The 12883-nt window shown below is 65.9% G+C and carries 11 protein-coding genes; 5 read left to right on the top strand and 6 right to left on the bottom strand.

Annotated features, from left to right (window positions below; translation table 11 throughout):
• Positions 1-13 precede the first annotated feature (13 nt).
• Positions 14-382, top strand: a complete 369-nt coding sequence (locus tag C8N34_RS01240; protein WP_054303696.1) for a rhodanese-like domain-containing protein — start codon at positions 14-16, stop codon at positions 380-382.
• On the opposite strand, the gene C8N34_RS01245 is transcribed toward C8N34_RS01240, so the two are convergent.
• From C8N34_RS01245 to C8N34_RS01270, 6 genes are all read right to left on the bottom strand, one after another.
• Positions 343-1548 carry an MFS transporter gene (locus tag C8N34_RS01245; protein ID WP_108127011.1) on the bottom strand — a complete coding sequence of 402 codons (1206 nt, stop codon included), beginning with the start codon at positions 1546-1548 and terminating at the stop codon, positions 343-345. The genes C8N34_RS01240 and C8N34_RS01245 overlap by 40 nt on opposite strands.
• 130 nt (positions 1549-1678) lie before the next feature.
• On the bottom strand, positions 1679-3076 hold the full coding sequence (lpdA, locus tag C8N34_RS01250) for a dihydrolipoyl dehydrogenase (protein WP_108127013.1): 1398 nt from the start codon (positions 3074-3076) through the stop codon (positions 1679-1681).
• An 84-nt stretch (positions 3077-3160) separates the two neighbouring features.
• Positions 3161-3742: a DUF924 family protein gene (locus C8N34_RS01255; RefSeq protein WP_108127015.1), complete on the bottom strand. Its 582-nt coding sequence runs from the start codon at positions 3740-3742 to the stop codon at positions 3161-3163.
• A gap of 62 nt (positions 3743-3804) precedes the next feature.
• Positions 3805-5052, bottom strand: coding sequence for an MFS transporter (locus C8N34_RS01260; RefSeq protein ID WP_054303375.1), 1248 nt, complete (start codon positions 5050-5052; stop codon positions 3805-3807).
• Between the two features lie 93 nt (positions 5053-5145).
• A complete protein-coding gene (queA, locus tag C8N34_RS01265) occupies positions 5146-6195 on the bottom strand; it encodes a tRNA preQ1(34) S-adenosylmethionine ribosyltransferase-isomerase QueA (RefSeq protein ID WP_054303374.1) in 1050 nt (349 codons plus the stop codon).
• Entirely contained in the window at positions 6192-9488 is a 3297-nt protein-coding gene (locus C8N34_RS01270) for a YhdP family protein (RefSeq protein ID WP_108127017.1), read from the bottom strand. The genes queA and C8N34_RS01270 overlap by 4 nt, the downstream gene beginning before the upstream one ends.
• A gap of 109 nt (positions 9489-9597) precedes the next feature.
• Between C8N34_RS01270 and bcp the strand changes: the two genes are divergently transcribed.
• The 4 genes from bcp to C8N34_RS01290 all read left to right on the top strand — a co-directional run bounded on the left by bcp (position 9598) and on the right by C8N34_RS01290 (position 12880).
• Positions 9598-10062, top strand: a complete 465-nt coding sequence (bcp, locus tag C8N34_RS01275) for a thioredoxin-dependent thiol peroxidase (protein WP_108127422.1) — start codon at positions 9598-9600, stop codon at positions 10060-10062.
• Entirely contained in the window at positions 10059-10880 is an 822-nt protein-coding gene (locus C8N34_RS01280; protein WP_108127019.1) for a ferritin-like domain-containing protein, read from the top strand. Before bcp ends, C8N34_RS01280 begins: the two co-directional genes overlap by 4 nt.
• Positions 10881-11073: 193 nt before the next feature.
• A complete protein-coding gene (locus C8N34_RS01285) occupies positions 11074-12411 on the top strand; it encodes a M23 family metallopeptidase (RefSeq protein ID WP_108127424.1) in 1338 nt (445 codons plus the stop codon).
• On the top strand, positions 12401-12880 hold the full coding sequence (locus C8N34_RS01290; protein ID WP_054300915.1) for a bactofilin family protein: 480 nt from the start codon (positions 12401-12403) through the stop codon (positions 12878-12880). Before C8N34_RS01285 ends, C8N34_RS01290 begins: the two co-directional genes overlap by 11 nt.
• The last annotated feature ends 3 nt before the right edge of the window (positions 12881-12883 follow it).

Raw genomic sequence — 12883 nt, forward strand, 5'->3', positions numbered from 1 at the left:
GTCGGAGCCGCGCATGTTTTCCTTCCTCAAACCTTCTGCCCATCGTTGCAAACCCATCGCCCCCGCCGATGCCGTGGCGCGCGCTGCCAGGGGCGATCTGGTGCTGATCGACGTGCGCGACATTTCAGAGCTGAAATCCAGCGGCAAGGCCAGGGGCGCAGTGCATGTGCCGCTGATGGCGCTGCAAAGCCGTATGGCGCCGGGCGCGGCCGATCTGCCCAAGGGCGTGGCGCTGGACACCCCGATCTGCCTTTACTGCGCCTCGGGCGGCCGGTCGGGCATGGCCGCCGATACGCTTTTGGGCATGGGTTACACCGAGGTCTATAACCTCGGGGGCCTCGGTCACTGGCAGGCGGGTGGCGGCGCGATTGAACGGGTCTGACGCCCGCGCCGCCAGCTCTGCACAAGATGCAGGGCAATCCCGGTCGCAGAACACAGCGCCACGAAGGCGGGCACTGCCATGACTCCATGCGCAAGGATCAGCGCTGACAGAAGCGGCGTGCCCAGCGTGGTGCCGACATTCCCCAGTTGCGCAATGGCCCCCGCCGCCAGCGTACGGTCACCTGCACTGGCATTGAGCGCGGGCACGGCGGCAAAGCTTGCCCCCTGCACCAGCCCCAGCGCCGCCCCGATCCAGAGGCTCGCGCCCAGCAGCAGCGCCTCGGACGGCCAGCCGAGCCAGAGCGCTGCGGCACCGATCACGGCCAGTGCAAAGCCCAGCATGACCACCCGCACAGCGCCAAGGCGCCCCATCAGCCAGACCCCCAGCGTCAATGACCCCGCGATGGAAACCAGAGGCAAAAGGCTTGCCATCACCGCATGCAGCCCCTCACCCGCCAGCGGCGGCAGCAGGGTCAGAAGTGCAACGTAAGTAGCTGTATAGCAGACAAAACCCGTGGCAGGCGCGGCGATGAAGGGCGAGGCATAGATCGCCAGATGCGCCCGCAGCACCCCGCCGGGAAAGCGCGGCGTGCGGGGGCGCGGCGGATCGGCGGGCAACATCCGCCAGAGCAGCGCCGCGAAAGCCGCCATCCAGCCCGCATGGGCCAGCAACAGGGCGCCCGGCCCCGCCGCATCGGCGAGCGGCCGCCCCAGCAGCGCCAGCGCGGTGAAGGTGAAGGCAAAGAAGGTGGACCACAGCGCCATGGCCAGCCCCAGCCGGGCGGGCGGCGCGGTCTGCGCGATCATCACCGGGGCGGCGATGACGATGGCCAGATGGCTCAGCCCCTCCAGCACGCGCAGGGCAAGCATGACGGCCAGTGGCGGGAACAGGCTTTCCACCAGCGACAGCACGGCACCCGCCAGCAGCGCCACCACCAGCACCCGCCGATAGCCCGCCCCCTGCACCAGCAGACCCGCCGTGGTGCCGAAGATCAGGCCCGGCACGCCGACGACCGAGACGAAGAGCCCCAGCGCCAGCGGCCCGGCACCGGGATAAAGCCCGGGCGCCAGATCGAAGATAACGCCGATCTTGCCGAATTGCGCGGCGGCCCCCAGCCCCGCGCCCCAAAGCGCCAGAACCAGCCAGAAAGCGGAATGGGTTTTCATGCCTCAGGCTTAGCCCGCACCTGCGTCCGAAGCCAGAGGCGACCGACAGGAAAAAGGGGGCTTTGCGCCCCCTCTTGCCTTCGGCAATTCACCCCTGAGGATATTTGTGAACAGATGAGCCGGCGCCGGATCAGATATGCAGGGCACGACCGTAAGCGTCCAGCACGGCCTCGTGCATCATCTCGCTGAGCGTGGGATGCGGGAAGACGGTGTTCATCAGGTCTTCCTCAGTGGTTTCGAGGCTGCGGCCGACAACATAGCCCTGAATCAGTTCGGTCACTTCAGCGCCGACCATATGGGCGCCCAGCAACTCGCCGGTTTTCGCGTCGAAGACGGTCTTGATCATGCCCTCGGCCTCGCCCAGGGCGATGGCCTTGCCATTACCGATAAAGGGGAAGCGTCCGACCTTCACGGTGTAGCCCGCGTCCTTCGCCTTCTGCTCGGTCAGGCCGACGCTGGCGACCTGCGGGTGGCAATAGGTGCAGCCGGCGATGGAATTGGGTTTGATCGCATGCGGATGCAGGCCCGCGATCAGTTCGGCCACCATGACACCTTCGTGGCTGGCCTTGTGGGCAAGCCAGGGCGCGCCCGCGATGTCGCCGATGGCATAGAGGCCCTCGACCCCGGTGCGGCAATATTCATCGGTCACCACATGGGTGCGGTCGATCTTGACGCCCAGAGCCTCAAGCCCGAGGTTTTCGACATTGCCCACGATGCCCACGGCGGAAATCACCGTGTCGAATTCAGCGGTGGTGGTGCCTTTCGCATCTTCCAGATGCGCAGTGACGCCCACGCCCGGTTTGCGGTCGAGCTTCTTCACCGTGGTCTTTTCGAGGATCTTCATGCCCTGTTTCACGAAGGCTTTCTTCGCGAAGGCACTGATTTCCGCGTCTTCAACGGGAAGCACACGGTCCATCACCTCACACACGGTCACTTCGGCGCCCAGCGTATTGAAGAAACTGGCAAATTCGATGCCGATGGCGCCCGAACCGATCACCAGCAGCTTTTTCGGCATGCGCTTGGGTTGCAGGGCGTGCTTGTAGGTCCAGACCAGATCGCCGTCCGCCTCCAGCCCCGGCAGTTCGCGGGCGCGCGCGCCGGTGGCGAGGATGATCGCGGGGGCCGTCAACTCTTCGGTGCCCTTGTCGGTCTTGACCGAGACCTTACCCCTGGCGGGCAGTGTGGCCGCGCCCATGAAGACGGTGATCTTGTTCTTCTTCATCAGGTGGCCGATGCCACCCGAGAGTTGTTTCGCCACCCCGCGCGAGCGGGCGACAACGGCATCCAGATCGTAGCCGATACCATCTGCCTTCAGGCCGAATTCCTTGGCACGGTGCATCAGGTGAAATACTTCGGCGCTGCGCAGCAGGGCCTTGGTGGGGATACAGCCCCAGTTGAGGCAGATGCCACCCAGATGTTCGCGTTCGACAATCGCGACATTCTTGCCCAGTTGCGCGGCCCGGATAGCGGCCACATACCCCCCCGGCCCGGCACCAACCACGATGACATCAAAATTTCTGGCAGCCATATTTCCCCTCCTCTGGAAAAGTAGTTTGCCATTAAACCATCACGCATCACCCAGCAATGCAGCGCAGCGCATGGGCCGTTGCGCTTAGCGCATGGCTTGGCTCCGAAGATCGTTTACCATTGAAGCATATCCGCCACCTTCCATGAAGGCAGTTTCCTCGGGGCTGGATTCCCGCCCCAGCGCCGCGTTGCGGAAGGGGAAGCGGCCGAAGCGGGCGATGATCGCCTGATGGGCGCGGGCATGCAGCAGGGTTTCATCTGCCTCGGGCAACCGGTCCGCGATCAATTCGACCGCCATCGCCTGATCAGCGGGATCTTCGCTGTGTTCGAAGGGCAGATAGAAGAACTGCCGCTCCGGCGCCGGAACCTCCAGATCCCAGCCCGCCGCCACCGCCTTGCGAGCAACCGCGCGGGCCAGCGGATCGGTAGAGAAGGCCTTGCCTTCGCCCCGGAACATGTTGCGGGAAAACTGGTCGGTCAGCACCAGAAGCGCCAGCGCCCCGGCAGGCCCTTCGGCCCAGTGATCCAGCCCGCCGTCATGGGCGGCCTGCCACAGATCCAGCCAGCGGTCCCGGATATCGGCGTCCAGCGCCTCGCCCCCGGCATACCAGCCTTCCGGGCCAACCTCGCCCAGCCAGTAATCCAGAACCTGAACCGGATCGGACATCGCCGCCTCCCTTGCCTGCCTCGCGTCAAGGCAGGGTGACAGGCTTTCCGGCGGGCCGCAAGTCAGGGTTGCGGCAGCGACGGCTCGCCCGTGTCAGCCTCTTCCATCACCGCACCGACCGCAAGGGCCGAGGCCGTGGGCGCCACCGCCGCATAGGCGCCGGTCACACCAGGCGCCGCGCGGCGCGTCATCCGCCAGGCGGCATAAAGCGCAAGGCCCAGGAAGTTCAGCCCGATGAACAGGAAGAAGCCGCGCGGACCGATCCCCTCCATCAGCCAGCCGGTCAGCAGCGGGCCGAAGATCGCGCCCAGCCCGTTCAGGAACAGCATCCCCGAAGAAGCCGCTGCCATGTCATCCTTGGTCAGAAAGTCGTTGGTGTAAGCGATCAACAGCGAATACAGCGGGTTGGCGATGCCACCCAGCAACATGGCCACCACGATCAGCCCGATGAAATGCACGGGAAACACCGTCGCCAGCGCCATGACGACCGAGGCCGCAGCCGCCAGCCAGAGGATCAGCCCGCGCCGGTCGCGCCGGTCCGACAGCCAGCCGATCGGATATTGCAGGATCAGCCCGCCGACATACATGGCGCCCACGAAAATCGAGATCTGCTGGACGCTGAGGCCGCTTTTCGCCCCCCAGACCGAGGCCATGCCGAACATGGCCGAGAAGATGCCTCCGGTCAGAAGCATGCCGATGCAGCCAAGGGGGGAGATGCGCCAGAGCTTCGGGAAACTGAGCCGCTTGTTGGTCTCGAAGGTCGGGGTCTGCGTCACCGTCAGCAGGATCGGCATGAAGGCAAGGCTCACCAGCACCGAGGGGATCACGAACAGCGTAAAGCTCTCGGGGCTCGCGACATTCATCAGGATCTGGGCCGAGATGATGCCGATCATCTGCACGATCATATAGGCCGACAGCGCCTGCCCCCGCGTCTCGTTGGTGGCGGTATTGTTCAGCCAGCTTTCGGCGGTGATGTAGACGCCGCAGAAGCTGAACCCGATCAGGACGCGCAGGGCAGCCCAGACGGTCCAGTCGGGCGCGACGGGATAGACCACAAGAACGGCCGAAATCGCAGAGCCGAGCGCGGCAAAGACCCGCACATGGCCAACCCGGCGGATCATGTCCGGCACCGTCAGCGACCCGAGCAGGAAGCCCGCGAAATAGGCCGACATGACAATCGACAGCTCGAACGTGCTGAAGCCCTCGATCGTGCCGCGAATCCCCAGCAGGGTGCCCTGCATGCCATTGCCGACCATCAGCAGCATGACGCCCATCAGAAGGGGCCAGGATGAAGAGATGACATTGGGCATGGCGGACTCCGGTTCGGCAGGTTCGGCAGGCAGATCTAGCAGCGGTTCAGAAACAGCAGTGTAACACGGGCGACACGCGGGCGGATGTCCCCGTCACCCCGGCAGCAGCAGCGATGCGTCGCCGTAAGAGAAGAAGCGATATCCTTCGGAAATCGCATGATCATAGACCCGCAGGATACGGTCACGCCCCATCAGCGCCGCGACCAGCATCATCAGCGTCGACCTGGGCAGGTGAAAATTGGTCATCAACCCGTCGGCCACGCGGAAGGTGAACCCCGGATAGATGAAGATGTCAGTCTCGCCCCGCCAGGGCGCAAGTGCGCCACCCTGCGCTGCGCTTTCGATCAGCCGCAGTGCAGTGGTGCCGACCGGAATGACCCGCCCGCCCGCGGCCTTGGTGGCGGCGATCTCGGCCACGGCGGCCTCGGTCACCTCGCCCCATTCGGCATGCATCCGGTGGGTGGTCACATCTTCCACCTTCACCGGCAGGAAGGTGCCCGCGCCGACATGCAGCGTCACTTCGGTGAACTCGACCCCGCGCGCCCTGAGCGCGGCCAGCAGACCCGCGTCGAAATGCAGGCTGGCGGTGGGCGCCGCCACCGCGCCGGAATGGCGGGCAAAGACCGTCTGGTAATCCTGATGATCCTGCGCATCGGGAGCGCGCTTGGCGGCAATATAAGGCGGCAGCGGCATCTGCCCGGCAGCAGCAAGCGCTGCATCGAAATCCGGCCCGGTCAGGTTAAATTCCAGCACCAGATCGGTCTCGCCCTTCCGGCTGACCTGCGCCGAAAGCTGATCTGAAAACACGATCACTTCGCCCTGGGCAAGCTTGCGCAGGGGCTTGGCCAGCGCCCGCCAACCGCCCGAGGCCACAGGTTCCAGCAGGGTGATTTCCACCTTCGCCGAAACCCGGCCCTGCCCCGTATCGCGCCAGCGCGTGCCGTTCAGGCGGGCGGGAATGACCTTGGTATTGTTCAGCACCAGCCGGTCACCGGGGCGCAGCAACGTCACCAGATCGCGGACATGGAGATCGCGGATCGCTTCCCCCTCGGCCAGCAGGAGCCGCGCGGCGGGGCGCGGTTTCACCGGACGGGTGGCAATCAGATGCTCGGGCAGGTCGAAATCGAAATCCGCAAGTTTCATTGCGCGGGCCTCAGCTTCGGCACCGGCTGCCGGAAAATCTCGCGGAACAGGCCAGGTGTCAGGATGGACAGCGGATTGACCGAAATCTCCGGCCGGTCCGATGTGCCGCGGATCTTGTAATTGAAACCGAACAAGCCTTCGCCCTTGCGTGTCAGAACCGAACCGATACCGTTGAGCAGATAGATGGGCGAGATCACGCCTTGCAGGTTCAGCCGCTTGTTGCGGCTGTCGAACGTGCCAGCGGCAGAGACGCCCATGGATGCACCCACAGCGGCGCCCCTGCTGACCTCGACCCCCGCCGGTGTCAAGCGGAACTGCGCGTCCGCCTCGGCAAAGACCAGCCCGGCCCCGTTCAATTGTTCGAGAATGCCAACGACCGATATGGCCGACAGCAGTTCGGCCAGAACCGGGGCATTGGTCACGCGGAAATTGCGGGCGGTCGCGATGCCGTTGTAGGTGTTGGCGCCGACGGGCACCAGTTGCAGATCCAGCGCGCCGCCCCGCGCATTGCCAAAGATCCCGGCCGAGGCGATCACCCCGCCAGCATCGTCCGAGGTGATGCGGATACCGCTGCCGCCCTTCATCGGTGCGACCGTGCCGCGCACCGCCGCCCCCCCGTTCACCCGGCCCGTGAAGGTGCCGCCAAAGCCGCCGCGCGTGGTGAACTCGCCCCGCAGGCCGGTCAGGGCTATGCCGTCGGTGACCTGTACGCTGTCCAGCGCAGCCCGCATCGGCGCACCGTCAGAGGCCCCCCCGCTGCCGCCGCGCTCCGGCAGGCGGCGCAGGTCGATGCGCCCCCCTGTGACCTCAACCCCGACCGCCCGGCCCTTGCCGCGCCCGGTCAGCGTGACCGGCGCGTCCAGCCAGTTTCCGGCCTGCACGCGGGCAAAACGGGCACGGTCCAGCCCGCCCCCCGCGCGCAACGAAATATCGCCCTTCGCGGTCAGGCCCGGCGCCTGCAATGACAGCGCCTGCACTTGTGGCGGCTGCCCCAGCGTCGCCGCCACCTCAAGCCGGCCGGCCGTGGCCGGTGCCTTACGCCAGCCGATTTCGGGCAAAGCCAGACCCAGCCCGCGCAGGTCCGATGTCAGCGCCAGCCGCCCCGCGCCCCCTTTGGGCAGCTCCAGCGTGAACTTCCCGCTGCCCTGCCCCGAAACCATCCGGTCCGGCAGACCCAGCGAGAATTCGGCCACCGCGCGCGGCGACAGTTCGACCGTGCCGGTGATCGTGGATTTGCCGCCCGCCGCCGGACCAAAGGGCAGCTTGTAGGTCGCATCGAACGGCACCGCACCGACCCGCCCCTTGCCGGTAATCGCCAGCCCCGATGGCCCGGCCGTCAGGTTCAGCGCGGGCGCCGACAACTCCTTGCCCGGCACCAGCACGGCAGAGCGCACATCGCTCAGCCTGCCCTCGACCTGATAGGAAACGTCGTCCAGCTTGATATGCGGTACCAGCGGCAGGCGCAGCACCGCCGAAACCTCGGCCCGGCCCTCGCCCAGTTCCACGGGGCGACCCGCTTTGGTCAGAAAGCGGAACGGCTCCTGATCCAGCAGCGACAGCGCGGCGGTCAGGCTGGATTTCGTGCGCAGCTGAATTTCGGATTGCGCGGGCTTTTGCAGGATGTCCAGAACCGAAAAGATCGAGCCATCCATCGTGATCCGCCCCCCCACCGGCGGCGTCACCTGCCCGCGATCCAGCACCATCGTATAGCTGTTGCCCTCGATCGTGGCATAGCCGCTGCCCTGCCGGATCGGCGGCAGGGTCTTGAGGAAACGCACATCGCCATCGGCGAAATCATATCCCAGCGAAAAGCGCGGCTCGGCCCCCGGCTCCATCCGCAGGGCGACCTTCACATTGCGCAGCAGGCCTTCCTGCACATTCTCAACCAGCCATTCGCGGGTCTTGTGAACCGCCGACACCGGCCAGAGGGCCAGCAGCCGGTCATGCCGGATCGCATCCAGCGCCAGATCCAGCGCCAGATGCCAGCCGGAAGCATCGGCGCGGGCCGAGCCTTTCGCCTCCAGCCGCCGCCCGTCCTCCAGCAGGGTCAGCTGCCCCACATCCAGCCGGAACGGATCAAGCCGCAACCGCAGATCCAGCGCACCCTGGCTGAAGGTGACAGGCTCGACGAACAGCCCTTCGGGATCGACCTTCACCTCGGAAAAGGCAATCTGCGCCAGAAACGCCGCCGGTCGGCCGCGCGTTACCCCAGGTGCATAGACGTGGCCGCTGGCACCCAGACGCAGCGACCGGCTTTGCACCGCAATCTCGGTCAGGTCGATACGCTCCTGCGCGGGATCATAGGCCAGGGCCAGACGCGCGGAATCAAATCCCACGGGCTTGCTTTCGGGGCTGGGTTGCAGCGCGCCAGCGCCGAGGGCCAGCTCCGCCTCCAGCCCGGCCACCTGCCCCTCGGCATCGACAGAGCCGTTCAGCCGCCCGGAAATCGGGGCGTCGAGCGCGGACAGGAAGCCCAGTACCGGCGCCTGCAAAGCCAGATCGCGCGCGGCCACCCCTTCGACCGTGGCGCGCAGGCGGGCGCCTGCCGTGCCCCGTTCGGTCCTGACCTGAAGCTGCGCCTGCGCCACCTGCGCGCCACCGGCAAGGGTAAAGCTCAGTTCGGCGCCCAGACCTTCGGGATCATTGGCCAGAACCGCCCGCCCGTCGCCCAGTTGCCAGACCCGCCCGGCGCGGGCATCATCCAGCCGCAGCGACAGCGCCTCGACCGTCACCTCCTGCAGGGCCGCGAGCTGAGGACGCGCGAACAAGGCGTCCAGCGCCGCCATCACCTCCGCGAAACTGCCAAGTTGCGGGCCTGCCCCCGCCTCGCCCAGATCTAGGTCGAACCGCCCCGTCGCATCGCGGCGCAGCCGGATCGACGCGCCGGACAGCACGACAGAGGCGGGGCGCAGACGCAGGGCGGCAATGCTCAGCGGATCGAAGGCCACCCGCGCTTCGGGCAGGCGCAGCAAAGGTGCACCACCCGAACGGGTCAGCCGCAGATCTTCCAGCCGCAGGCGCGGCACCCAGTCCCGGCCCACAGCGATCTCGACACCGCCGATGGACAGGTTGTTACCTCCCATGGGCAGCGCATCGTTCAGCCGCGCCTCGGCCTCCGCCACCGCCCAGACCGGCAGGCGGATCGGCTTTCCGGTCAGCGCCAGCAGACCGAACCCCGCCAGACCCACGACCAGCGCGAGGCTCAGCAGCATCCAGAGCCCGAACCGCATGACGCGGCGCGGCGCGCGGCTGCGCGGGCGAAGCTCCGTCTCTGGTTCTGTTTCGTCGGTCATGCCTGCGTCTTTTCCGGCATTCGGGCTTTTTTCGCCGGGGTTGCCTTTAACTTTGCCCGAAGGCAACTAAAATCCCAAGCATCTTCACAGTATTGGCATGGAGCCGCCCATGACACCTACCCCCGGAACCCTCGCCCCCGATTTTACCCTGCCGCGCGATGGTGGTGGTGAGATCGCGCTTTCGGCCCTGAAGGGTCGCAAGGTGATCCTGTATTTCTATCCCAAGGACGACACGCCCGGTTGCACGACAGAGGCGCTCGACTTCACCGCGCGCGCCGCGGATTTCGATGCGGCCGGGGCCATGGTGATCGGCATTTCCAAAGACAGTGTGAAGAAGCACGACAAATTCGTCGCCAAACACGGGCTGGGCATCGCACTGGCCTCTGACGAGCAAGGCACCACCTGCGAGGATTACGGCGTCTGGGTCGAGAAAAGCATGTATGGCAAGACCTACATGGGGATCGAGCGTACCACCCTCCTGATCGACGCAGAGGGCCGCGTGGCGCAGGTCTGGCCGAAGGTGAAGGTCGCGGGCCATGCCGACGAGGTGCTGGAGGCTGCACGCGCGCTATGACCACACTTGCCGAGATGGCGGTCGAGGTGCTGGCCACCGCCGATGGCCGTGCCAAATGCGCCCTGTCGCAACGCCACGCCGAAAGCTGGTTCGCCGCCCGCGCGGCGGGTGTGCCGATCCCGGTCGGCACCGCCAGCCCGCCGTCGCACCCCGCGCGTCCCGCGCAACCCGAACTGCTGGACCCGCGCGACGTGCCGCGTCGCCGCCCGAGCAGCCCGCAGGGCCGCATCGCGCTGCTGCATGCGGTCGCGCATATCGAACTGAATGCGGTCGACCTGCATTGGGATATCATCGCGCGCTTCGGCCATATCGCCATGCCCCCCGGTTTCTATGACGACTGGGTGAAATCCGCCGCCGAGGAATCCAGACATTTCAACATGATCTGCGATTGTCTTGAGGCATCGGGCAGCCATTACGGCGCGCTGCCCGCCCATGCGGGCATGTGGCGCGCGGCCTCGGACACGGCGGAAGACCTGTTCGGCCGCCTTGCCGTGGTGCCCATGGTACTGGAGGCGCGCGGCCTCGACGTCACCCCCGGCATGATCGACATTTTCCGCCGCGCCGGGGCCGATCAGGCCGTCGCCGCGCTGGAGGTGATTTACGCCGAAGAAGTGGGCCATGTTGCCTATGGCTCCAAATGGTTCAACTGGCTGTGCGGCCGGGATGGGCTGGACCCGAAAGAGGTGTTCCATACCCTTGTACGGCAGTATTTCCACGGCGCGCTGAAACCTCCGTTCAATGAAGAAAAACGCGCCGAAGCCGGGCTGCCCCCCGATTTCTACTGGCCGCTGACCGGGAAGGATGAACCCGTCGACTGATCGGCGGGATATTGCCGATTTCTGCACAGCAGCAGGCGGCATTCGCCTGCATCGGTTCAAATTTGTTGCGGCAGCGGCAGGCGCGCCTTAATCACGTCGCCGGGGATCAGGTGCCAATGCGCACCGATGGCCGGGTAACCGGGGACACGACGTGACTTCCGGTTCCATTGCCGCAACAAAAATGGAAAACCGTGTGCTGACGCGTCTCGCCTACCGGATCAACGCCACGCTCGACCGCTATCTGCCCGAGCAGCGCCTGTTCCTGAAATCGGATACCGCCACCCGCTTTATCCGCCTGCGTCCCGCGACCCAGGCCATTGCCCTTGCGGGCGGCGGCCTTCTGGTGGCATGGACCTTCATCGCAACTTCGATCCTGCTGATGGACAGCATTTCAGCCGGGTCCGACCGCGACCAGTCGCTCCGCCAGCAGGCCCTGTTCGAGGAACGGCTGACCACGCTTTCCAACGACCGCGACCGCCGCGCCGAGGAAGCGGTGAATGCGCAGGACCGCTTCAATCTGGCGCTGGCCGAGGTCAGCGACATGCAGGCCCGGCTTCTGGCCTCCGAAGACCGCCGGAAGGAACTGGAAACCGGCATCGACGTGATCCAGAACACGCTGCGCCGCACCATCAAGGAACGCGACGAGGCCCGCGCCGCCGCCGACAAGGCGCGCACGGCGCTGGCCAGCGCCGGCGGCACCCATACCGAAGCCGGTCGCGCCCGCGATGCGCTGGCCACACTCGACATCATGGCGGGTGCGCTTGGCAATACCGCCAAAGAGCGGGACGAAATGGCGCGTGTGGCCGAGGCCGCCCGCGACGAAACCGCCGCCATCACCCGCTCCAAAGAAGAGCTGGAACTGCGCAACGACGCCATTTTCGCCCGGCTGGAAGAGGCGGTGACCGTCTCGATGGGGCCGCTGGACAAGATGTTCCGCGCCGCGGGCATGTCGCCGGACGATCTGCTGAAACAGGTGAAACGCGGCTATTCCGGCCAGGGTGGCCCGCTGATGCCCTTCGTATCCACCAAGGGCACCACACTCAGCCCCGACGAACAGCGCGCCAATGCGATTCTCCAGGGTCTCGACCGGATGAACCTCTACCGGCTGGCGGCGGTGAAATCGCCCTTCGCCAATCCGATTCCCTCGGGCAACTACCGCTTCACCTCGGGCTTCGGCTATCGCCGCGATCCCAAGGGCGCGGGCACCCGCATGCATGCGGGCCTCGATTTCGCGGGCTCCTATGGCACCGCGATCCGCGCCACCGCCGATGGCGTCGTGGTCCATGCAGGCTGGAGCAACGGTTACGGCCGCATGGTCAAGATCCGTCATGACTTCGGGCTGGAAACGCTTTATGGTCATATGTCGCAAATCCGCGTCAGCGTGGGCCAAAGGGTATCGCGCGGCGACCGGATCGGTGATATGGGCAATTCAGGCCGGTCCACCGGCACACATCTTCACTACGAGGTTCATGTCGGGGGCCGCCCGGTCAATCCGATGACCTTCATCAAGGCAGCGAGCGATGTTTTCTAAAAGCAGAATCAACGAACCCGGTCCGAAACAGGTGGAAGGCGAAAAAGCCAAACCCGCGGACCTGCCTGCCGCCAAGCCCGCGATGGATTTCTCGGCTTCGGCGGTGAAGGCCAAGCCCAATGCTTCGGTGCTGTCCTCCGATCTGACGGTGGTCGGCAATCTGCGCACCACCGGCGATATCCAGGTGGAAGGCACGGTCGAGGGCGATATCCGCGCCCATTTGCTGACCGTGGGCGAAACCGCCACCATCCGGGGCGAGATCGTAGCGGATGACATCGTAGTCAACGGCCGCGTCATCGGTCGCGTGCGCGGTCTGAAGGTGCGTCTCACCTCCACCGCACGGGTCGAGGGCGACATCATCCACAAGACCATTGCCATCGAATCGGGCGCCCATTTCGAAGGCTCGGTCCAGCGTCAGGACGACCCGCTGAATGGCGTTAAGGCCATCGCCGGCCCGAAAGAAGACTGATCG

It is taken from the genome of Gemmobacter caeni (assembly GCF_003054195.1).
Taxonomy (GTDB): domain Bacteria; phylum Pseudomonadota; class Alphaproteobacteria; order Rhodobacterales; family Rhodobacteraceae; genus Gemmobacter; species Gemmobacter caeni.

Excerpts from the sequence above, each read along its gene's own strand:
- bcp (WP_108127422.1), top strand. The coding sequence starts at position 9,598 with ATGACACCTACCCCCGGAACCCTCGCCCCCGATTTTACCCTGCCGCGC.
- lpdA (WP_108127013.1), bottom strand. The coding sequence starts at position 3,076 with ATGGCTGCCAGAAATTTTGATGTCATCGTGGTTGGTGCCGGGCCGGGG.
- C8N34_RS01255 (WP_108127015.1), bottom strand. The coding sequence starts at position 3,742 with ATGTCCGATCCGGTTCAGGTTCTGGATTACTGGCTGGGCGAGGTTGGC.
- C8N34_RS01240 (WP_054303696.1), top strand. The coding sequence starts at position 14 with ATGTTTTCCTTCCTCAAACCTTCTGCCCATCGTTGCAAACCCATCGCC.
- C8N34_RS01245 (WP_108127011.1), bottom strand. The coding sequence starts at position 1,548 with ATGAAAACCCATTCCGCTTTCTGGCTGGTTCTGGCGCTTTGGGGCGCG.
- C8N34_RS01280 (WP_108127019.1), top strand. The coding sequence starts at position 10,059 with ATGACCACACTTGCCGAGATGGCGGTCGAGGTGCTGGCCACCGCCGAT.
- queA (WP_054303374.1), bottom strand. The coding sequence starts at position 6,195 with ATGAAACTTGCGGATTTCGATTTCGACCTGCCCGAGCATCTGATTGCC.
- C8N34_RS01290 (WP_054300915.1), top strand. The coding sequence starts at position 12,401 with ATGTTTTCTAAAAGCAGAATCAACGAACCCGGTCCGAAACAGGTGGAA.
- C8N34_RS01260 (WP_054303375.1), bottom strand. The coding sequence starts at position 5,052 with ATGCCCAATGTCATCTCTTCATCCTGGCCCCTTCTGATGGGCGTCATG.
- C8N34_RS01270 (WP_108127017.1), bottom strand. The coding sequence starts at position 9,488 with ATGACCGACGAAACAGAACCAGAGACGGAGCTTCGCCCGCGCAGCCGC.